Source organism: Vibrio sp. L5-1 (assembly GCF_021728315.1).
Classification (GTDB): Bacteria; Pseudomonadota; Gammaproteobacteria; order Enterobacterales; family Vibrionaceae; genus Vibrio; species Vibrio splendidus_K.
Genome location: NZ_JAKKCQ010000007.1, coordinates 208,718 through 227,197, shown reverse-complemented (window position 1 = coordinate 227,197; position 18,480 = coordinate 208,718). Strand labels below are relative to the sequence as shown.

Below are 18,480 nucleotides of genomic sequence, written 5' to 3'. Positions count from 1 at the left end.
GCTCTATTAAATAGAGAAGCAGCTTTCCGAATTTTAAAATTTGCTTGGCGACCATAGCATTGTGGACCCACCTGATTCCATGCCGAACTCAGAAGTGAAACACAATAGCGCCGATGGTAGTGTGGGGTTTCCCCATGTGAGAGTAGGACATCGCCAGGCTTTAAATTAAATCTTTAGGTTGACCGACCTGGAGATATGGACGCTCACTTAGTGAGTTGACCACTGCGGAGTGGTAGTTCAGTTGGTTAGAATACCGGCCTGTCACGCCGGGGGTCGCGGGTTCGAGTCCCGTCCACTCCGCCACTTATTCGATAACCTCGCCTAGTGCGAGGTTTTTTCGAATCTGACGTAGTAAAAAATTTTAGGGGTGTAGCTCCAATTGGCAGAGCAGCGGATTCCAAATCCGCGTGTTGGGAGTTCGAATCTCTCCACCCCTGCCATCTTCAAAGTGCATTTTTATGCATGAAAAAAGGCCACTCATTGAGTGGCCTTTTTGCTATCTGCAATTTATTTTATCGACGTTTTTTTCGCTTCTTGGTGATGCTTTTTGCTTTCACAACACGCCCACCTTTGGCGAAGCGATACCCCTTTTTTAACGTGCCGTTTCTTTTGACCCCTGTTTTAGCCATTCTTTTTACCCTCTAAAATTGTTTCAATGATGGTCAAGCGTTTATCTTGCTTCCATAACACAACGAGTAACGCTATCCAGGTCGGCGATAAGCCCATGCTGTTCAGTGAGACGAGTAGCTCCATTACTTACCCCTGAATTTAAATGAAAAGAACTCCAGTAAGTAACGCACCATAGAGCGAAAACCAAACGTGTCGATGACCACTGCGCCCACTATGTACCAATAGTATTCGGGCACAAATTCCAACGCTTTGAAGCCTTCTTGCACATGCTCGGCATAGTCTGGAATAAACGACAAGATGAGAGGAACAAACACCACTAAGAGAATGAACTCATCTTTAAGGCCGCGATCTTTGAGGCTCACCCTATCTAAATCGGCGGCCTTTTCATCACCAGACTGTAAACGCTTCACTTGAGCTTGGTGACGCTCTTGTTCGAGCTCATCTTGTCGCTTGAGGGCATTCGCTTTATTGAGGCCATGCTGCTTATAGGCATCAATACCGCCGGTAATGAGGTTGGCGATGGCGCCTATCATGCGTAAACCCGTTTATCGAGTTCCACATGAGGCCCATCTTTAAAGCTAACCCAATCCCCACCCCAGACAATAGGGACATTCAGCTCTTGCGCCGCTTGTTTAAACGCCCAACTGACTTGCTCGTAATAACTAAAGCCCCATGTGACTTTGTTGTTTTCGTCATACACGACAAAATCGATGGCATGCCCCGTTTGGTGCCGGCTTTTTTTGCTGTAGCCGTCTAATTGGCTGGCGCCTTTTTTGAAGAGGGCGTTTTGCTCTTCGTCCGTTCGCTTTCCCGAGGTAATCCCAAAATCAAAAGGGGTTAACTCTATCGCCCTGCGAACCACGCGCTTGAGATCGCCATGAACCCCAATCATGCGTGACTCACTTCTTGCTGATAACGCAAACTGACTAAGTGCCTTATCCACGGTTTTTTTGTTCATGAAATACACTCCTAGTAAAGTGAAGAGCACAGCGAGCGCACTCAACTTTTTAATGGCCATTATTCGAAGTCCGGTAACTGGGTCACCAGTAGCGCTCTGGCTGTTGCTCGCTTGGAGAGAACCTCTTGAGGCACGTCAGCACCGGTTTCTACTTGGCGTACTAAATAAAAATCGGTGGCTTCAAGATAGTGCTTTGCGAGCTGTTGGCGAGCGTAGCTCATGTTTTCCCGTACAAGAGCCTCGTTAAGCACCACCTCTCCGTCTTGAACAAGGTAGTCATCCAAATTGCTTAAGACGTTGTCGGTTAACTCAATATCAAGCGTCTCACAATCCTCTCTAGGTTGCGGCGCATTAACGGAGACAATGAGTCCCATGCGATTAACTTGTACTTTCATTGAATGAAGCCTCACTCTCTTTCATTACCCTTAAATCGACGCCTGAGCCCATTCGAACTTTTATTTTTGTTGCTCCTTTGGGGACAACAATCGTGTGTATTGGGGAGGTTATGGCGTCTCTAGTGGTTGATTCACCTAACTGATAAGTGCATTGCTGATTCATTAGCATGTCATTCTCATCATTGAGAGCCTCAATGTTATACCTTAGATAGGTTCTAAACTTCTCAATCGTAGATCGTCTTGAAGTTTCAACGTTTAGAGTGACTAATGAAAGCTCACAGGGTTGCAAAGGAAACTCCACACTATGGATTTGCAAAGCACTGTCTGTGTATGCCACTGAAAGAGTGCCATCTACATCAACAGATAGACCTTTGCCGCCGAGCGATGGGTTATAAGTTGGGTTATAAACGCTAATCATACGAACTCACCTAGGCGAACCTTGTCACCTGCCAGACCTTCTAGCATCACGGCCTTGTTACTTTTAATCAGCACATGACCACCGGCGACAACCTCAATAAACCCTTGAACCAAAACAGAGCGATCATTATCTTGAGAGGCTTGAATAAAGAGTCCTTTTCGCTCTTCATTTCCCGCAATGCTTTGCTCGTCTCCCGTCAAATCCAGATGGCCCGTATCGACCTTTTGCAAGGTGTAAAGGTCAGCGAGCTTCTCCACAGTTAGCGTGTCATTTTGAATGCGCGTCTTCACTTCTGCTTGAACGGCACTGACAGTGATGGGGGTTAAGATTTCGCTAATCGCGACGGAATTATTAATGTCGATGTTTTGAGATTTGGTGCTGATGGGAATGTCTGCCACTTGATATTCAACCGTGACCGATTCCTCTTGATGGTTAAAAAGTTCAAGCTCATCAAAACGAGTGATATCCACCGTATCACCTCGCCCGATTTCTGTAGGACGTAACGCGTCTCCGCGAAGCATCAGGGAATGACTGGCTTCACGAATGATGAGATATTTGCCCGCCTGACCCGCGTTAAACTGAATGCTTTCGCCAGCGTTTAAGGTATGGAGTTGTTTCATTTCTTACGCCCCGAGACTAAATAGGCCATGGTCATTAACGTACCGAGAATACCTACCATAAGAGACACGTTTTTCAACAGCTCATTATTGCTTTCGTTCTCACCCGTTTGCTCTCTTGCTTTGGAAGCGTTTGCCATGGCAATCGCGGCTTTGGTGGTTTCCGTTTGTTGACCCGCCATGGATTTAATCGAATCTATCGCGTGCTCGCTCAGGTTCGTGTTTGCCCCTATCGCGTACTCACTCAGATCAGCATTGGCCCCTAATGCACTCTCACCAAAACTAAACGCGTCATCCAGTGCGTTTTCACCAAAATTAAGCGACGCATCCACGCTATCTGACGCCAGATCTAAGGCGTTATGACCAAAGTTAAACGCCTCTTCTGCGGTCTTACCCGCCACCGCCATGGCACCGTGGTCAGTCATGCTTAAATTAATGTCAGAGTTTTCTATCCCTGACAGAGCAAAGCCGTTGTTATCACCACCAATACCCAGACTGTTGTTTTTGTTGGTGGTCGTGGTGATGGTTTTCGCATTGCTATTTGATTTACTCCGTCCACCCATGTCATCAAACCTTATTTGTAATACGTGCTCATTCTTGTGGGTCTCAATCTCTCGCACGGGCAATTGCAATTTACGCTGAATGTAGCGATAAGCGCCGCGCTGATTAAAGTGAGCGCGAATAGAATCAAACCCATTCGCCACTCCGTGATTGAGAGCACTGAGCGTCCCGATGGCCATGTCACCCGCTAAAGCGACCACAACCAGCTCCTTAGTGCCGGAGGGGGATTGCTCACCGCGTAGCAACATAAACGTGTCTTCGACTCGATAGAGGAACTCTCGCCCCGCTTTCACTTCAATTTCAGCTTGCTTGAGGTAGTCACCAAGCGCTTTACTTAACTTCGGCTTAGCGTTTCCCCACGTTTCAGGAATTAAGTTACTTTCGAGTAAAAACATACAGCGCAAAAAGAGCGACGAGCGCTATTCCCCACCACGGTATGCCGTTATGACTGCCAAAGTTCATTGCGCCGGCCGTAAAGCCGCTGTTATTGGTAGTGTTGGAGGTGTTCCCAGACGTTGCTGGTCCCGAAGACCCGCCCGTCAAACCACCGCCACCCGTTAAAGAAGTCAATGAACCTAGCATTAGCGAAATACTCCCAATTTATAGGCAAGGTAGAGCAAAGCCATCACCGCAATCGCGGTTAGGGTTTTGTTAAGCCCCTGGCTCACACCAAATCCGAGTGCTGTTCCAAGCCCAAGACCGCCTAAACCGATAAAAAGTAATGGCATGCGCTAATCCTTGAATAGAACAATGAGAAGAACCACCACCAAGAGCGCCGCTATCCCGCCACCGATATAAAGCAAGGTGTTATCTTTCACTACGGCAGAGCTACCTTGTGGGCTCGTCACGGCATTGCCGTTATTGTCGACCACTGGGGTGTTTGGCTGCTGCGTGGTGTTGGGATTAGACGAATTTGCGTTGTGACCAAATAACCAATCGGCATTTTCTCCCACGCTATCGAGTGCCCCTTCACCAAACTCCAACAGGTCATCAAAAAAGCTCATGCGTGCTCCTTAGTATTTACCTGCGAGCATTTCAGGGCGAACCACTTTGACCGATTCAACCAAAATAGGAATTGAGCCGGCGACGTCACTCGTGGTCACTGAAAACTTCAGATTAGAGCTGTGCTGTGTTGGGAAGAGCTCATCAATAGAAAAGCCACGCACAATCGGATCAAAATGAAAATAGCCCGCTTGTGGCGTACGTTCGTTCCGTTTGGCGTTCGCATTATTGATGAACTTGTTGGCTTCGTACTCTTTCACAAAGTCACGTTCAATTTCGAGCTTGGTGATCCCCGCGTGCATAAAGTGTGCACGGCGCAAACTGATTAACGGACTTGATACTAAGCTCGTAAACTCGTTTACCCCTGCGGCGTTCGCTGGCATGGTTTCACGCTTTATCATTGGAACCAAGATACGGGCAGGTTGCGCATTGGTGACCCAAGCATGAACCTGGATAGACAATGGCTCACCGCTGGCTTTCGCTTTGAACTGAATATCCAAATGAATGTTATCGCCCGCCTCCGTCACGAGTCCTGTGTAGCGAACCCCATTTTTAGTGCGAGCGGTAATGTCACTGAATGGGATCACGTAATGGCCATTCGTATGAGCACGTTGCTTGTAGCGCTCTAACATCAGGATTTCACTGCCCGTTAAGACATAGATTTCCTCTGCATTCAGCGTAATCGACAAGCGTTCAATCTCGGCGGCCTCGGCATTCGTCTCTAGCACTAACTCATGGTAAGTCGGCCCAACAGGAATAGGCAGCGTGCCTTTTTGTCCCCAAGCGGCCCCGACCATGGAATTCAGTTTGATTGGTTTTACTGACATGTTTGTCTCCCCTTAAAACCAGCCACGTTTGCCGTTGATGAGTTGTTTGACTGCTTCTAACGTTGAGACGTTATTAATGATGGCAATCATCAGTAAGGTCAGTACAACAGCAATCAAGATGTTTTTATGCTGAGCTTTCATAAACTCCCCTGTCTCTCGACGTTGGATTTCGAACAGATACATTGAGTCTTTATAGAAGTGGAGTTGCGTTTAAAAAGAAAGGGGAGTTAACCTATAGGTTGGACGGGTAACCTATAGGTTAAAAAGGCTGATTATCGATAGTTCAAATTGAGTCTTGAGCCTGACTGACAGTTCAGCGCCTTATGCTCAATATTACCGATACCATCACGGATCAATAGGTATTCCGCGATCGGTTTTCCAATACGTTGCTTGTTGACCTTAGCGGATTTCAACGTCGCAATAGTATTCACATCCAACCCGCGTTTATCCGCGATCCATTGAGCATCACTCATGGAATTAACCGCGCCCACCCACCAAACGCTGGATTGTTCGGTCACGGTTTTCGGCACCTCTTGACCTCGTTGAAATATGGAGTGCACCACAAGGCCATACTGACGCCCGCCACGCAACAGCTCACCCGCACGACCTCGAAGTTTGCCAGAGGTTTCTACGCAGGAGGCTAACTCTTCAATCACCGTATAGAGCCGGCTTGCGCGGCCGTTACCGACCGACCACACCACTGACGCGAAAAATTCCAACTCTTCATAGGTTGCCCCATTGGCTGGAATGTACGCCAACTTAAACGAGCCGCCACGACGACGCGCCATCACCAGCGATTTCACAAACGCTAGACGTGACTTCGTGCCGTGGCACATTTGCCCTTGAAATTTACTCCCCGCGTAGTTGGTGTAGGGGTCAAAAAAGACCGCTTGTGCGGTTTTAGGGATTAACCCTAAATACTTAACGGCTGAGGTTTTCCCCCCTCCCGTTCCCGCTACATAAAGGGTGTGTTCAGCATCAAAGGATGGGTTAGCGTTAATGGGATTCGGTAGGGCTAGGGGGGTTGGTTTGTTCACTCTCGACCTCCTTGGCTTGCATCAATACGGCTATTTGTTGTTTAGACGAATAGATCAAGCCCAAAACAGCAAGCAGTAGCGTGGCCTCTTCAATGTAATCCCCAAACACTCCCATCAAGGTTGAACCATGCTTTGCAAAGACCGGTTGCGCGGCATCAATGACGGCTTGTTTACCTTTACCGTCAAATTCAAACTCAACCCCTGAAATAATGGACGTGGCTTGTTCGGTCAAGGCGAACACAATATCCAGTAACCCCGCCATGGCTTCGGTTTTATCTTCGGTGACGCTTTCGGTTGACTCGGTTAGGCTAACCGAGTCGGTCTCACCTTGCTCTTGCTGTTCGAGCTGATCAATGACCGCCCCAAAATCCCCCCAATCATCCACCGCCGCAGGCTCATCCAACAAGACTTCGTTAGTTTGCTTCATGCTCCCCCCCTTGCACTTGTTCGGTTGTGGCTTTCGGTTTGGGTAGCAGTTGAGAAAATGCCCAGAAGAGGAAGATAACCGACACCAACGCTGTTATGACTCGTTTAAAGGAAAACGTGCTTTGGGTGTTTTCAGCTTCTTCATCGTCGGCGGTTTCGGTTACCTCTCGGTTGGAAACCGCGTCTTTACTGGTTTCCTGTGTTTCTTCCTGTTCGGTTAACCCCTCGGTTAGCTCGGTTACCTCTGTTCGGTTAGGTTCGGTTATCAAAACCGGATCAACCACCAACGATTTCTCGGTGACCGTCTGTTGAAGTTCGGCTGAGTCAGCGACAAGATTCGCTTTAATGAACTTGGTCACTTCATGGCTATGTGAGCTGTTACCGCACTTCGGGCAACGGTAATACATCAATCCAATGTTGCGGCTGTTTTTAGGCGGCTCCCCTGTAGCGATGAGCTTCCCTTCCCCCACTTGATGGGCGCTGGCGACCGACTGACAAACTGGACAAGATATATACCCACGGATTGGGTTTTTATGTTCAGCCATGATCCACCTCTGCACTTTCAATCTCATCAAGCTGCTGCTTTTGAGCCTCTACAACTGAGCGGTATTTCAGGCGAGCCACCCCATTGAGCTTTTCGAGGTGTTCAAGCTGCTCAAACAAGTTAACGGGAAGGCCTAGCGCCTCCAGTGAAAGGTTGCCGCTCATCAACATTCCCATGGCTTTTTTCATGAGTGCGCCGGTGTCCATTTCTTTAAAACGGTCAATTTCCACTTTTAGGCTGGCTGTCAGCTTATCAGCCGCATCGAGGGCGGCTAAATCTCGTTGACACTCCTCAAGCGATAGTCTTTTCATTGTCTTCCTCTGTCTCTCGACGTTGGTATTGGATAAAGGCCCCTGATTCACATCGTTGGCGTGGGTTAAGTCACTCCCAGCCGTCCATTTATCAGGCTGAGAGTGGTGTGCTTATCAATGGGGATTTTCGCCCCCATCGATAACGGTTTAAGCAAGCATTGAACCCCTTTTACGCTCCAACCCGTCACGTCCATCAACGCTTTTTCGAGCGGGGATATCTCCATTTCCGGCGGTGGGTTACACTTATTTTCAGTGCTCCAAGGGACAGCGCTCCGCGCTTTTTTCCACGCGTCCACATCGCACTTCGCCACCACTGAAAAGTGATCGCGGCAGGTTTCAATCACGTGACCTAACCATTCCAATCCGATCACCCGCTTGGTGGTTTCGCCGTACTGGTTAATCTGCGTTTCATGGGCGAGGCGTAAATCCCCAATGTGCTGCGTAAATTCTTTCCATCGTGATTTATCCGCATGCTCATGCAGGTCGATTAATGCTTCATCAATCGCCACATCGGCTTTGTTTGCGCGTCGGAGTTGTCGCCATAGACCCACCGCTGGGGAGCCCGATTGAGAGAACTGTTTGATGCCCCACGCACTGGCCCAAGCGCGTACAGAAAGAGCCTTACTGGCCGCGTTACCCTCTGGGAGGTGCGCCCCGTTGATGTTCTTAGAGATGTATTTGATGATGTAGCCAGTAGCGCTGCCTTTCTTAGGGTTGCAAGGTTTCGCGTGAAAACGGGCTTTGCGTTTCTTTTTGTTGTAGAGCTCGTCGGCATCTTCACTTCGGGAAATCTTCGCACAAATACGCATGAGTTCGACTTTGTATTCTGCAGGGCAATAGACAAACGCATGCAGGTGAGGTGTGCCGTCTTTGTGGGGCTCGGCCACCCGTAGGCCAAACCAAGGAATGTCTTGTTTGGCGAAGTGGGCACGGGCGAGCCTCCATTGTTCCATCAGGTTTTGATGCGCTTCTTTGACGGTGCAGCCGTTCCACTTAGGCGAATTGCGGTGATATTGGGAGGGCAACGTCCAAGTGATGAAGACCCCTTCGAATCCCATATCGATGGCCCGCTCTTCATCCCCGCGACTGCGAACCACCAACTCAATGTATCGATTTTCTGGATTGGCGGTCGTACGAGAGGCCACCTCATCGAGATTGAATTCTTGCAGGGTCTCGTGGTTGATGACCACCATGCTTTTCATGAAGGCTTCGGACTCGCGTAATTGCTGCTTGAAGTTGGAGAGAGTCAGGCGCGACACATTGCAATGTTGGCTGGGTTTTTCCCCGACATTGCCAAGGGTGACTTGAGCGTGTTCAATGTAGCGCTTGCGAAGGCGTTTGAATTTACGTACTAAGTTTTTAGGGTCTATACAACGACGAATCGCGCACTCTAATAAGATCTCAGCGTCACGAACCGTGAGTTTTTTACCGATATCACGCGTGTCGGCACTCGGAGGCTCGATGAAGACCTTGAGCATCAAATCTCGGATTTGTTCAAAGGCATAGTGCAGGGCGTGATAGTAATCGGTGGGGCTCTCAGGAATGCCATCAATACGCGCTTCGGTGTCGGTCACGGCAATATCATTGATGATATCGACAAAGGCCACGGTGAGTTGAATGGCGAAATTTTTAAGCGCATCATCGCCCATCAAGATGTCGTGAGTCAGTTCGAGCGGTTTGGGCTCATGGCTGACGAAACCAAACGGGAATTTTTGGGTAAAGTGGTGGACGACGTTATCCACAAAGCTCACGCGTTCGGTGATGAATAAGGCGAGATTACGGTCGGTCGGATTGCTGCGCTTTTTCCTCAGCCCTAATTTAATTTCCAGATCTTGACGCATCATCACCGGCAGGTGCGCTGTGAGATTGGAGACATACTGACTTAACGACAGATTGATGTTGGGTTGATGGAATCGTTTGTAAGTACTCATAGTCCAACCTTAAGTTTTTCCTTTACTCACTGTTCCCCAAGGCTCGATACAACCTCGTTCGGTGCAGGTGTAATTCAAGGGTTTAGGTGTCGGTTTAACGCGCTTTTTAATGCCGTGCTTTTCTCTTAGCTTCGATATTAAGAAACGCGCTCTCTCGGTTTTTTCTGGGTCAAAGTTTTTGAGCCCTTCCATGTCGGGGCAGGGCTTGTGTATGGGGTCGGTGATAGGCAGCTCTGCGATAGACACTGCCTCTTTGTAAGTAACGTCACTCATACTTATTTTTCTAAGTGCTTTAGTACATTCATGGCTTCAAGCGATTGATTGCGAACATGCACCCAAAAGCTTTGATTTGCTCGCTTTTCAAGAGACAAGCAAGCGTTAACTTTTGGCGTGACTCTTCGTGTAGCGTAATCAAAAAGCTCTTTAGCTTCTTCGTAGGTGTTAGCGTCGATATTGATAGAGTAAATTTGTGTTTCCATGACTCCCCCTGCACAACAATGCGCAAATCATCTTCAAGCGGGATGATGGCAAGATGGTAAGTCAGGCCATGGACTGCCTGAATTCATGATGCGATAAACATCCGCTTCATTCTCTTTTTCATCAAGAGAGTCGGTATAGAATCCCCAGTAACGCTTAACCCTTTCCGCTTTACCGTCTAAGCCGGTATCGAGGCATTGAATAAACGCAAATCCGCGCCCGTGGGTTCGGGCAAAGTGGAGTTGGCATTTTGGGTGTTTGCTGTCATAGACAAGGTTGTTCTCGGTTTGGACTTTCATTGGGCTAACTCCTTGCAGGGTGCTTCGTTGAACAAGTACATCTTTGTGCAAGCGTTATCGATGGATTGGGCTAAGCGGTGTTCGCCGCTGGTTTCGGCGTAGACGCGCACTTCATGTAAACGCTCAAGAATCGATTCATGAATGAGCTCAGATTGCGCTTGAGACACCAAGCTCGATGGGGCACTTTCTTTTAGGCAGTGCATATCTTGGTGGTACGCCTCCACCCAAAAACGGTAAAGGTGTTGAGTGACGTCGGCGTGAGTCATGGGCTTATCCTTGTACGACTATGCGCAAATCACCCTCAAGCGGGATGATGGCAAGATTGGTTGCCATGAACGACGCAGGGTGACCGGCTCGGTCTTCCATTTCTGACACGGCATGCGAGAAATTCGAGGAGTGCTCATTGGCTGGCACGACTTCCACCGGTAGGCATTTTTGGTTTGAAAAGATTTGAATGAGAGGAGTCATGATTTCTTCCTCAATATCGACAGTTTGAATTGTCCTGCTTCCATACGAGCGGCGAGTTCAACGAGGTCGACATACCGCTTTCCTGCATCGAGTTCTTTTTCTATTTCGGGTAAATCAGCGTTATCAAGACGATCGAGTACCTGTCTTTCACTCATTCCGTGAGAACGTGCAAATAAAGGCACAGACATGAATAACGCGGGCAGCATTGGCATGTGATATCCTCGTATGTTTGATGATTTTCGTGAAATACACGGAAATAGAGTTACTTATTCTACTGCGTCATTTGTAGTAGTTAGTGTTTAAGCTACGTCATATGTAGTAGTGGGGTCAAGTGTGGAATTAGGAAAAAAAATCAAAGCGATACGAATTGCGGAGAGGTTAAGTCAGGAAGAAATGTCACAACTTATTGATATATCAGTAGGAGCTCAGCGAAATTACGAACAAGAAAGAAGAGAACCAAAAGGTGATTTTTTGATGAAGATCACAAAGCATGAGCGCTTCAAAAAATATACCTATTGGTTGATGACCGATGAAGTTCTCCCTGAGTCGGGCCAGATTAGTCCCGACTTCTCTATACTATCAGAGCTCGGAATTGTCGAAAAAACAACCAGCAACAAGAAGCTTGCCTAACGGTTTGTTTGCTTAAATATTACAGATGGAGGAAGAATGATTTTAAAGAAGAATGCGAATTATTATTCAAGTCTGGCCCCTAATCAGGTGTTTGAGAGTGAACGAAAGGCCATGCAACTTGATAAGCGGTTAGCCTTAAAACTTGAGCGAGAATGTGCGGGTAAGGACTTTCGGACGCTGGATGAATTGATCACGCTTTGGTATCGAATGCACGGTAAGACGCTACGCGATCATATTCGGCTGAGAAAGAGTCTTTATCGAATATCAGAGCGTTTGGGGAACCCCATTGCGAGTGATTTCACCAGTAAAGATTTTGCGCACTATCGAGAGCAACGAAGTATTGAAGTGACCACCACTACCATAAACCGAGAGCATGCCTATCTTAGGGCGATTGTCTTAAAAATCCGATGGGGTGTTAGTTATAAGGCTCTTATATATAGAGCTGCCAAACTCGGTTTGATAACTCAGGAAAAAGCTAAGTCCGGTTTTACATTTCTTAACCGAAGTGGTCAAACTAAAGTAGAGGATAATGATGAAAAAATAGCTATTGAGCAACCTCTTATTATACAAAATGCTATTAATATGCTTGATTCATATACTTGGGCTAAGATTCTAAGAGAGTGCGGCTTATCGGAAGATATTCTTATTAAAAAATATATGCTTAGTGTTCCGAAACCCCATTTAAAGTCGATTTGAATTAACTCAAGGCGAGAGAATAATTAGCCTTCCCCCCTTATCAATCAAAAGAAAGTTGTCGTTAGTTACGGAGATCTACCTCGGTTATACTCTGTACTATTTTATGGTGACTTGAGTCCACTAGGGCTGCATAGCTGTATCAAAAAGGTGGAATTATTATATTTATATCCTGGGTTCTGAGGGTTTGAGTTAAAATAAAATACTGAAATAAGCGGAAATACTTGTATTTACGTTTTACTTTAAGTCTAACAATCTGTTTTTAAAGCTAGTTTTTTAGAATTCCAAATCCGCGTGTTGGGAGTTCGAATCTCTCCACCCCTGCCATATTTAAGGCTCTAGCAGAAATGCTAGAGCCTTTTTGCTTTCTGAATCTAATTTACATACGCCATTAGCAAAGCAGCGGATTTTCCGACTTACCAAAACAGCGTGTGTTGGGAGTTCGAACCTCCCCACCCCTACCATATTTAAGTCTCTAGACTGCGCGCCCAGGTAGAATTACTATGCCTGTCACCTTTAACGTAACGCTAGAAATATTAAGTGTTCCTCTAGCTACACCTATTTAATCGAACCGCTTTAATACCTACTTAGTACAATCTTGTCGCATTTAAGTACTTAGTTGAAAACTAGAGCTTCCTGTTCAACACTCACCAAGCTCCGAAGTTTCCGCTAACGACAAAATCAATTACTGCTAGACGTTGAGTCTCATTATTTTTATTTCAATCATCGGATGCTGAAGCCTTGCGAGTTATGCTTATACAACTGAAGATTGGTCTATTGGGAGACTCGCTAGTACGTAGAAGAAAGGGTTTTTTACATGGTTTCAATTCCAGTGAAATTTCTGGCTAAGATCGCTATCGCTGTTTACATGTCGTCTTTATCAGGATTAAACATCCTTTGCCTTCACTTTGGTACTAACCAAATCCAGTGTTCAATCTACATAAGGTTTTTGATTACTCTAATAATAGTGCATCAAATGTCGAGATAGGCTCTATGTTTCACGTATACCTTTCAGCTAGAGCTTCAGTTAGGAAATTGGTGAACCTGACTTTCATCAGGCACAAAAAAGGCCACCTAAATTAGGCAGCCTGGTTAATCTTTTTAGATGCTAATCCAGCTCTTTCTCAGCTTGTTTCGCTTTCTCTATCATTGGAGTAATTGTTGAACCTTGAACTAAGATTGAGAACACAACAACAGCGTATGTCATGACGAGGATTATCTCTTTAACATCTATTGCCTTGTCTTCAATCACCCAGATACCTGAAGGGATTGAAAGTGCCATGGCTAGAGCTAGTCCACCACGCAACCCACCCCAAGTTAAGATCTTGATTGACCAAGGGTTGTAAGTTCTAAAGCGTTTGAATCCGATATAAGACAAGAAAACACTTAGGTAGCGTGCGCTTAGCACTAGAGGTACTGCGAACGCCATTAAGATCCAGTCTTCTTGGTGGAATTTGAATAACAACATCGACATACCGATCAATAAGAACAAGACGCCATTTAAGAATTCATCTATCAATTCCCAGAAGTGGTCTAGGTGATCCTCACTCTCTTTCGAGAATCCAATAAAGCGCGTCCAGTTACCAATCATGATACCTGATACCACCATTGCTAACGGTCCTGATACATGTAGGACTTCAGCAAAGGCATAACCAGCTGTCGGAATACCTATGGTTAATAGCAACTCCATCGAGTGGTCATCGGTGTTGCTGATTAGGTAATGGAATATTAAACCTAGAACAAAGCCATAGACGATACCACCGATAGCCTCTTGGACGAATAACATGGTCACGCTACCTACAGTCGGTGCTTCTGTACCGAACGCAATGGTAAATAGGGTAACGAAGATCACTAGGCCAAAACCATCGTTGAATAGAGATTCTCCCTCGATTTGAGTAGAGATTCGTCTGGGAGCATCGAGCTTCTTCACTATAGCTAATACAGCGATTGGATCGGTTGGAGAGATTAGAGAACCAAAAAGTAAGCAATAAATTAGGTCAAATTGAATACCGATAAACTGACAGAATCCATACAGTACAAAGCCAATAAAGAATGTCGAAAACAGTGTAGCGCCAAGAGCGAGTACCGTTATTTCCCATTTCTGATCTTTTAGATTAGGTAACTTAATCCCCAAACCACCTGCAAAGAGTAAGAATCCCAGTATTCCTTTCAGGAGGAAATCTTCAAAGTTGATACTGGCAACTGTTTCTGAGGCGATGTCAGCCAATTGGAACCAATTGTTTTGTCCCGCAATGATAATTAATAGAGATAACATCATCGAGCCAGCTGTAATGGCGATGGTTGTCTGCATTTTACCAATTTTGGTATTCACGAAAGCAATAAGCATGGCAGCTGCGGACAAGAAGCATAAGGTGTAATAGACCGACATTGGGATCCCAACATGTAACAAAGTATGAATATGAATTTTCGTTGTCTCATGCTCAAATAGCAAACATTTTTTTGTCATGACTTGGTAATCAATTTCATCTTTTAGACGTCTAGACTCCTTTTTAATGTGTGGTAGGATGGAGAGATAATTAAAGGAATGAGGTTGTACCGTGGGAAGTAATGTAAGGCAAAAGATTGACGCTCTGTTGAAGCAACGAATTTTACTGATTGATGGTGGCATGGGTACCATGATTCAGGATTATAAATTGGAAGAGCAAGACTATCGTGGTGAGCGCTTTGCTGATTGGCATAGTGATTTAAAAGGTAACAACGACCTTTTGGTACTTACACAACCTAAGCTTATCAAAGATATCCATATGGAATATTTGGAAGCCGGTGCTGATATCCTCGAGACTAATACCTTTAACTCTACAACCATCGCTATGGCCGACTACGATATGGAAAGCCTTAGCGAAGAAATTAACTTTACAGCTGCAAAATTAGCTCGTGAAGCGGCAGATGAATGGACGGCAAAGACCCCAGACAAACCCCGTTTCGTAGCGGGTGTGTTAGGTCCAACTAACCGAACGTGTTCTATCTCCCCAGACGTTAATGATCCGGGCTATCGTAATGTTAGCTTTGATGAGCTTGTTGAAGCTTACTCCGAATCGACACGAGCACTTATCAAAGGCGGCTCAGATCTTATTCTTATCGAGACTATCTTCGACACGTTAAATGCAAAAGCATGTTCTTTTGCGGTTGAATCTGTTTTTGAAGAGGTAGGCATCACGCTTCCTGTGATGATCTCCGGTACCATTACTGACGCTTCAGGTCGTACGCTTTCAGGGCAGACAACAGAAGCCTTCTACAACGCCCTTCGTCATGTTAAACCTATCTCATTTGGATTGAACTGTGCATTAGGCCCTGACGAACTGCGAGAGTACGTTGGTGAGATGTCTCGTATCTCTGAATGTAACGTTTCCGCTCACCCTAACGCGGGTTTACCTAATGCATTCGGTGAGTATGACCTTTCTCCTGAAGATATGGCTGAACACGTTAAGGAATGGGCCGAGAGTGGCTTCTTGAACCTAATTGGTGGTTGTTGTGGTACGACGCCAGAACATATACGTCACATGGCTGAGGCCGTTGAAGGCGTAACGCCACGTCAATTACCTGATTTGCCTGTGTCTTGCCGTTTATCTGGCTTAGAACCATTAACGATTGCCAAAGAATCTCTATTTGTGAACGTCGGTGAGCGTACTAACGTTACCGGTTCTGCTCGATTTAAGCGATTGATTAAAGAAGAGCTCTACGACGAAGCTTTGAGTGTTGCTCGAGAGCAAGTTGAGAACGGCGCTCAGATCATCGATATCAACATGGATGAAGGGATGCTAGACGCTGAGGCGTGTATGGTTAAATTCCTTAATCTATGCGCTTCTGAACCTGAGATCTCGAAAGTACCAGTCATGGTCGACTCTTCAAAATGGGAAGTTATCGAAGCGGGTCTGAAATGTATTCAGGGTAAAGGTATCGTTAACTCTATCTCATTGAAGGAAGGGAAAGAAAAGTTTGTCGAGCAAGCTAAACTGGTTCGTCGTTATGGCGCAGCAGTCATCGTGATGGCGTTCGATGAACTAGGGCAGGCTGATACTCGAGAGCGTAAAGTCGAGATTTGTACTAATGCCTACAATATTCTTGTTGATGAAGTAGGTTTCCCGCCAGAAGATATTATTTTTGACCCGAACATTTTCGCAGTAGCTACTGGTATTGATGAGCATAACAACTATGCGGTCGACTTCATTGAAGCAGTAGGGGACATCAAACGCGATCTTCCGCATGCGATGATCTCGGGTGGTGTGTCGAATGTTTCATTCTCTTTCCGCGGTAATAACTACGTTCGTGAGGCTATTCACGCGGTATTCCTATACCACTGTTTTAAAAACGGTATGGATATGGGCATTGTAAATGCGGGGCAATTAGAGATTTACGATAATGTGCCTGAGGATTTACGTGAAGCCGTTGAAGATGTGGTTCTAAACCGCCGAGACGACTCAACAGAGCGATTACTCGATATCGCGACGGAATATCTAGAGCGTGCAGTTGGAAAAGTTGAAGATAAATCGGCTTTAGAGTGGCGTACCTGGCCAGTAGAAAAGCGCTTAGAACACTCTTTAGTGAAAGGTATTACCGACTTTATTGTTGAAGATACCGAAGAAGCTCGTGTTAATGCCTCTCGCCCTATCGAGGTGATTGAAGGTCCATTAATGGATGGCATGAACGTAGTTGGTGACCTCTTTGGTGAAGGTAAGATGTTCCTTCCTCAAGTGGTGAAATCTGCCCGTGTTATGAAGCAAGCGGTAGCCCATCTAGAACCATTTATTAATGCAACTAAAGACGTTGGTGCAACTAACGGAAAAATCTTACTGGCGACCGTAAAAGGTGATGTTCACGATATTGGTAAAAACATTGTGGGCGTTGTCTTGCAGTGTAATAACTACGAAATTATCGATCTGGGCGTGATGGTTTCATGTGAAAAAATCCTTAAGGTCGCTAAAGAAGAGAACGTCGATATCATTGGCCTTTCGGGTTTGATCACTCCTTCATTGGATGAGATGGTTCATGTGGCTAAAGAGATGGAGAGACAAGGCTTTAAACTGCCTCTTCTGATTGGCGGAGCAACCACATCTAAAGCGCATACAGCCGTTAAGATTGAACAGAACTACTCTGAACCTGTGGTCTACGTAAACAATGCCTCACGTGCTGTTGGTGTGTGTACTTCTCTACTATCTAACGAACTGAAGCCTGCATTTGTTGAGAAGTTGGATATTGATTACGACCGTGTGCGAGATCAGCACAATCGTAAGAAACCACGTACCAAGCCTGTTACGCTTGAACGCGCTCGAGCTAATAAAGTGGCGATTGATTGGAGAGCTTATACGCCACCAGTACCCGCTAAGCCGGGAGTACACATCTTCAAGGACTTTGATGTGGCTACTTTACGTCAGTACATCGACTGGACTCCGTTTTTTATGACATGGTCATTAGTCGGAAAGTACCCAGCAATTCTTAATCATGAAGAGGTAGGTGATGAAGCGAAGCGTCTCTTCAAGGATGCTAACGATTTACTCGACCGTGTAGAAAGAGAGAAATTGCTTGAAGCTCGTGGTATGTGTGCCATGTTCCCAGCAAACAGTGTTGGCGATGATATTGAAGTGTATACCGATGAATCGCGTACTGAAGTATTAAAGGTTCTGCACAACCTTCGTCAGCAAACCGAAAAGCCAAAAGGATTTAACTACTGTTTGTCAGATTACATTGCGCCAAAAGACAGCGGTAAAGCGGACTGGATTGGTGGTTTTGCAGTAACGGGAGGTATTGGTGAGCGAGAGCTGGCTGATGAATACAAAGCCAATGGTGATGACTACAACGCGATTATGATTCAGGCGGTTGCAGACCGATTGGCTGAAGCGTTCGCTGAATACTTGCATAAAGAAGTGAGAAAGGACATTTGGGGCTACTCACCTGATGAGAATTTGTCTAACGACGATTTGATTCGAGAGAAGTACCAAGGTATTCGTCCAGCCCCGGGTTACCCTGCTTGCCCAGAGCATACAGAGAAAGGCACGTTGTGGGAGTTGATGGACGTTGAAAAAGCAATCGACATGTCACTAACCACGAGCTACGCAATGTGGCCAGGTGCCTCAGTGTCTGGTATGTATTTCTCACATCCTGATGCCCGATACTTTGCGATTGCACAGATTCAACAGGATCAAGTGGATAGCTATGCCGACCGTAAAGGTTGGGATATGTTGGAAGCTGAGAAGTGGTTAGGTCCAAACATTAACTAGTTTGAATCTATGACGGGCTT

27 protein-coding genes, 2 tRNA genes and 1 rRNA gene are annotated in these 18,480 nt (G+C 46.1%); 6 read left to right on the top strand and 24 right to left on the bottom strand.

Annotated elements, in window-relative coordinates:
• The first annotated feature begins 43 nt into the window (after window positions 1-43).
• From rrf to L3V35_RS21150, 3 genes are all read left to right on the top strand, one after another.
• Window positions 44-159, top strand: a 5S ribosomal RNA gene (gene rrf / locus L3V35_RS21160).
• 67 nt (window positions 160-226) lie between these two features.
• Window positions 227-303 (top strand) — tRNA-Asp (locus L3V35_RS21155).
• Between the two features lie 60 nt (window positions 304-363).
• Window positions 364-440 (top strand) — tRNA-Trp (locus L3V35_RS21150).
• Between the two features lie 181 nt (window positions 441-621).
• On the opposite strand, the gene L3V35_RS25485 is transcribed toward L3V35_RS21150, so the two are convergent.
• From L3V35_RS25485 to L3V35_RS21045, 23 genes are all read right to left on the bottom strand, one after another.
• On the bottom strand, window positions 622-753 hold the full coding sequence (locus L3V35_RS25485; protein WP_258166914.1) for a hypothetical protein: 132 nt from the start codon (window positions 751-753) through the stop codon (window positions 622-624).
• Complete coding sequence (locus tag L3V35_RS21145; protein WP_192854173.1) at window positions 753-1,163, bottom strand: hypothetical protein; 411 nt, start codon at window positions 1,161-1,163, stop codon at window positions 753-755. The genes L3V35_RS25485 and L3V35_RS21145 overlap by 1 nt, the downstream gene beginning before the upstream one ends.
• Window positions 1,160-1,588, bottom strand: coding sequence for a M15 family metallopeptidase (locus L3V35_RS21140; protein WP_237300583.1), 429 nt, complete (start codon window positions 1,586-1,588; stop codon window positions 1,160-1,162). The genes L3V35_RS21145 and L3V35_RS21140 overlap by 4 nt, the downstream gene beginning before the upstream one ends.
• Window positions 1,589-1,647: 59 nt before the next feature.
• Window positions 1,648-1,983, bottom strand: coding sequence for a hypothetical protein (locus L3V35_RS21135; RefSeq protein WP_132715534.1), 336 nt, complete (start codon window positions 1,981-1,983; stop codon window positions 1,648-1,650).
• Window positions 1,967-2,401, bottom strand: coding sequence for a hypothetical protein (locus L3V35_RS21130; RefSeq protein WP_237300582.1), 435 nt, complete (start codon window positions 2,399-2,401; stop codon window positions 1,967-1,969). Before L3V35_RS21130 ends, L3V35_RS21135 begins: the two co-directional genes overlap by 17 nt.
• Window positions 2,398-3,021 (bottom strand): hypothetical protein, encoded by a 624-nt coding sequence (locus L3V35_RS21125; protein WP_237300581.1) that lies wholly within the window; start codon window positions 3,019-3,021, stop codon window positions 2,398-2,400. Before L3V35_RS21125 ends, L3V35_RS21130 begins: the two co-directional genes overlap by 4 nt.
• The gene (locus tag L3V35_RS21120; RefSeq protein WP_237300580.1) at window positions 3,018-3,974 is read right to left on the bottom strand and encodes a hypothetical protein; all 957 of its coding nucleotides are present in this window, start codon (window positions 3,972-3,974) and stop codon (window positions 3,018-3,020) included. The genes L3V35_RS21125 and L3V35_RS21120 overlap by 4 nt, the downstream gene beginning before the upstream one ends.
• On the bottom strand, window positions 3,955-4,161 hold the full coding sequence (locus L3V35_RS21115) for a hypothetical protein (protein ID WP_048658788.1): 207 nt from the start codon (window positions 4,159-4,161) through the stop codon (window positions 3,955-3,957). The genes L3V35_RS21120 and L3V35_RS21115 overlap by 20 nt, the downstream gene beginning before the upstream one ends.
• Complete coding sequence (locus tag L3V35_RS21110) at window positions 4,161-4,307, bottom strand: hypothetical protein (protein ID WP_237300579.1); 147 nt, start codon at window positions 4,305-4,307, stop codon at window positions 4,161-4,163. Before L3V35_RS21110 ends, L3V35_RS21115 begins: the two co-directional genes overlap by 1 nt.
• 3 nt (window positions 4,308-4,310) lie before the next feature.
• The gene (locus tag L3V35_RS21105; RefSeq protein ID WP_132715530.1) at window positions 4,311-4,583 is read right to left on the bottom strand and encodes a hypothetical protein; all 273 of its coding nucleotides are present in this window, start codon (window positions 4,581-4,583) and stop codon (window positions 4,311-4,313) included.
• Between the two features lie 9 nt (window positions 4,584-4,592).
• The gene (locus L3V35_RS21100; RefSeq protein WP_192854169.1) at window positions 4,593-5,408 is read right to left on the bottom strand and encodes a major capsid protein P2; all 816 of its coding nucleotides are present in this window, start codon (window positions 5,406-5,408) and stop codon (window positions 4,593-4,595) included.
• Between the two features lie 12 nt (window positions 5,409-5,420).
• Window positions 5,421-5,549, bottom strand: coding sequence for a hypothetical protein (locus tag L3V35_RS25480; RefSeq protein WP_017081565.1), 129 nt, complete (start codon window positions 5,547-5,549; stop codon window positions 5,421-5,423).
• A gap of 131 nt (window positions 5,550-5,680) precedes the next feature.
• Window positions 5,681-6,445, bottom strand: a complete 765-nt coding sequence (locus L3V35_RS21095) for a hypothetical protein (RefSeq protein WP_048669412.1) — start codon at window positions 6,443-6,445, stop codon at window positions 5,681-5,683.
• Window positions 6,405-6,872 carry a hypothetical protein gene (locus tag L3V35_RS21090; protein WP_237300578.1) on the bottom strand — a complete coding sequence of 156 codons (468 nt, stop codon included), beginning with the start codon at window positions 6,870-6,872 and terminating at the stop codon, window positions 6,405-6,407. Before L3V35_RS21090 ends, L3V35_RS21095 begins: the two co-directional genes overlap by 41 nt.
• On the bottom strand, window positions 6,859-7,416 hold the full coding sequence (locus tag L3V35_RS21085) for a hypothetical protein (protein WP_237300577.1): 558 nt from the start codon (window positions 7,414-7,416) through the stop codon (window positions 6,859-6,861). The genes L3V35_RS21090 and L3V35_RS21085 overlap by 14 nt, the downstream gene beginning before the upstream one ends.
• Window positions 7,409-7,726, bottom strand: a complete 318-nt coding sequence (locus L3V35_RS21080; protein WP_132715526.1) for a hypothetical protein — start codon at window positions 7,724-7,726, stop codon at window positions 7,409-7,411. The genes L3V35_RS21085 and L3V35_RS21080 overlap by 8 nt, the downstream gene beginning before the upstream one ends.
• A gap of 65 nt (window positions 7,727-7,791) precedes the next feature.
• Window positions 7,792-9,657 carry a replication endonuclease gene (locus tag L3V35_RS21075; RefSeq protein ID WP_237300576.1) on the bottom strand — a complete coding sequence of 622 codons (1,866 nt, stop codon included), beginning with the start codon at window positions 9,655-9,657 and terminating at the stop codon, window positions 7,792-7,794.
• 9 nt (window positions 9,658-9,666) lie between these two features.
• Window positions 9,667-9,930, bottom strand: coding sequence for a hypothetical protein (locus L3V35_RS21070; protein ID WP_237300575.1), 264 nt, complete (start codon window positions 9,928-9,930; stop codon window positions 9,667-9,669).
• A gap of 2 nt (window positions 9,931-9,932) precedes the next feature.
• Window positions 9,933-10,136 (bottom strand): hypothetical protein, encoded by a 204-nt coding sequence (locus L3V35_RS21065; protein WP_237300574.1) that lies wholly within the window; start codon window positions 10,134-10,136, stop codon window positions 9,933-9,935.
• A 33-nt stretch (window positions 10,137-10,169) separates the two neighbouring features.
• A complete protein-coding gene (locus tag L3V35_RS21060; RefSeq protein WP_237300573.1) occupies window positions 10,170-10,433 on the bottom strand; it encodes a hypothetical protein in 264 nt (87 codons plus the stop codon).
• Window positions 10,430-10,699, bottom strand: coding sequence for a hypothetical protein (locus L3V35_RS21055; RefSeq protein WP_237300572.1), 270 nt, complete (start codon window positions 10,697-10,699; stop codon window positions 10,430-10,432). Before L3V35_RS21055 ends, L3V35_RS21060 begins: the two co-directional genes overlap by 4 nt.
• A gap of 4 nt (window positions 10,700-10,703) precedes the next feature.
• Entirely contained in the window at window positions 10,704-10,901 is a 198-nt protein-coding gene (locus tag L3V35_RS21050; protein WP_102502830.1) for a hypothetical protein, read from the bottom strand.
• Window positions 10,898-11,113, bottom strand: a complete 216-nt coding sequence (locus L3V35_RS21045) for a hypothetical protein (protein WP_192854163.1) — start codon at window positions 11,111-11,113, stop codon at window positions 10,898-10,900. Before L3V35_RS21045 ends, L3V35_RS21050 begins: the two co-directional genes overlap by 4 nt.
• A 121-nt stretch (window positions 11,114-11,234) precedes the next feature.
• On the opposite strand from L3V35_RS21045, the gene L3V35_RS21040 reads away from it, so the two are divergent.
• Together L3V35_RS21040 and L3V35_RS21035 are read left to right on the top strand one after the other, a co-directional pair.
• Complete coding sequence (locus L3V35_RS21040) at window positions 11,235-11,531, top strand: helix-turn-helix transcriptional regulator (RefSeq protein WP_048669588.1); 297 nt, start codon at window positions 11,235-11,237, stop codon at window positions 11,529-11,531.
• A gap of 36 nt (window positions 11,532-11,567) precedes the next feature.
• On the top strand, window positions 11,568-12,227 hold the full coding sequence (locus tag L3V35_RS21035; protein WP_237300571.1) for a hypothetical protein: 660 nt from the start codon (window positions 11,568-11,570) through the stop codon (window positions 12,225-12,227).
• Window positions 12,228-13,332: 1,105 nt separating this feature from the next.
• On the opposite strand, the gene L3V35_RS21030 is transcribed toward L3V35_RS21035, so the two are convergent.
• The gene (locus L3V35_RS21030) at window positions 13,333-14,613 is read right to left on the bottom strand and encodes a sodium:proton antiporter (protein WP_017078851.1); all 1,281 of its coding nucleotides are present in this window, start codon (window positions 14,611-14,613) and stop codon (window positions 13,333-13,335) included.
• A gap of 169 nt (window positions 14,614-14,782) precedes the next feature.
• Here L3V35_RS21030 and metH point away from each other — a divergent pair, with 169 nt between their 5' ends.
• Window positions 14,783-18,460, top strand: a complete 3,678-nt coding sequence (gene metH, locus L3V35_RS21025; RefSeq protein WP_054547889.1) for a methionine synthase — start codon at window positions 14,783-14,785, stop codon at window positions 18,458-18,460.
• The last annotated feature ends 20 nt before the right edge of the window (window positions 18,461-18,480 follow it).

Bases quoted from the DNA above. Each gene is read 5' to 3' on its own strand.
- L3V35_RS25485 (WP_258166914.1), bottom strand. From the start codon at position 753: ATGGAGCTACTCGTCTCACTGAACAGCATGGGCTTATCGCCGACCTGG.
- L3V35_RS21145 (WP_192854173.1), bottom strand. From the start codon at position 1,163: ATGATAGGCGCCATCGCCAACCTCATTACCGGCGGTATTGATGCCTAT.
- L3V35_RS21140 (WP_237300583.1), bottom strand. From the start codon at position 1,588: ATGAACAAAAAAACCGTGGATAAGGCACTTAGTCAGTTTGCGTTATCA.
- L3V35_RS21135 (WP_132715534.1), bottom strand. From the start codon at position 1,983: ATGAAAGTACAAGTTAATCGCATGGGACTCATTGTCTCCGTTAATGCG.
- L3V35_RS21130 (WP_237300582.1), bottom strand. From the start codon at position 2,401: ATGATTAGCGTTTATAACCCAACTTATAACCCATCGCTCGGCGGCAAA.
- L3V35_RS21125 (WP_237300581.1), bottom strand. From the start codon at position 3,021: ATGAAACAACTCCATACCTTAAACGCTGGCGAAAGCATTCAGTTTAAC.
- L3V35_RS21120 (WP_237300580.1), bottom strand. From the start codon at position 3,974: ATGTTTTTACTCGAAAGTAACTTAATTCCTGAAACGTGGGGAAACGCT.
- L3V35_RS21115 (WP_048658788.1), bottom strand. From the start codon at position 4,161: ATGCTAGGTTCATTGACTTCTTTAACGGGTGGCGGTGGTTTGACGGGC.
- L3V35_RS21110 (WP_237300579.1), bottom strand. From the start codon at position 4,307: ATGCCATTACTTTTTATCGGTTTAGGCGGTCTTGGGCTTGGAACAGCA.
- L3V35_RS21105 (WP_132715530.1), bottom strand. From the start codon at position 4,583: ATGAGCTTTTTTGATGACCTGTTGGAGTTTGGTGAAGGGGCACTCGAT.
- L3V35_RS21100 (WP_192854169.1), bottom strand. From the start codon at position 5,408: ATGTCAGTAAAACCAATCAAACTGAATTCCATGGTCGGGGCCGCTTGG.
- L3V35_RS25480 (WP_017081565.1), bottom strand. From the start codon at position 5,549: ATGAAAGCTCAGCATAAAAACATCTTGATTGCTGTTGTACTGACCTTA.
- L3V35_RS21090 (WP_237300578.1), bottom strand. From the start codon at position 6,872: ATGAAGCAAACTAACGAAGTCTTGTTGGATGAGCCTGCGGCGGTGGAT.
- L3V35_RS21085 (WP_237300577.1), bottom strand. From the start codon at position 7,416: ATGGCTGAACATAAAAACCCAATCCGTGGGTATATATCTTGTCCAGTT.
- L3V35_RS21080 (WP_132715526.1), bottom strand. From the start codon at position 7,726: ATGAAAAGACTATCGCTTGAGGAGTGTCAACGAGATTTAGCCGCCCTC.
- L3V35_RS21075 (WP_237300576.1), bottom strand. From the start codon at position 9,657: ATGAGTACTTACAAACGATTCCATCAACCCAACATCAATCTGTCGTTA.
- L3V35_RS21070 (WP_237300575.1), bottom strand. From the start codon at position 9,930: ATGAGTGACGTTACTTACAAAGAGGCAGTGTCTATCGCAGAGCTGCCT.
- L3V35_RS21065 (WP_237300574.1), bottom strand. From the start codon at position 10,136: ATGGAAACACAAATTTACTCTATCAATATCGACGCTAACACCTACGAA.
- L3V35_RS21060 (WP_237300573.1), bottom strand. From the start codon at position 10,433: ATGAAAGTCCAAACCGAGAACAACCTTGTCTATGACAGCAAACACCCA.
- L3V35_RS21055 (WP_237300572.1), bottom strand. From the start codon at position 10,699: ATGACTCACGCCGACGTCACTCAACACCTTTACCGTTTTTGGGTGGAG.
- L3V35_RS21050 (WP_102502830.1), bottom strand. From the start codon at position 10,901: ATGACTCCTCTCATTCAAATCTTTTCAAACCAAAAATGCCTACCGGTG.
- L3V35_RS21045 (WP_192854163.1), bottom strand. From the start codon at position 11,113: ATGCCAATGCTGCCCGCGTTATTCATGTCTGTGCCTTTATTTGCACGT.
- L3V35_RS21035 (WP_237300571.1), top strand. From the start codon at position 11,568: ATGATTTTAAAGAAGAATGCGAATTATTATTCAAGTCTGGCCCCTAAT.
- L3V35_RS21030 (WP_017078851.1), bottom strand. From the start codon at position 14,613: ATGTCGGTCTATTACACCTTATGCTTCTTGTCCGCAGCTGCCATGCTT.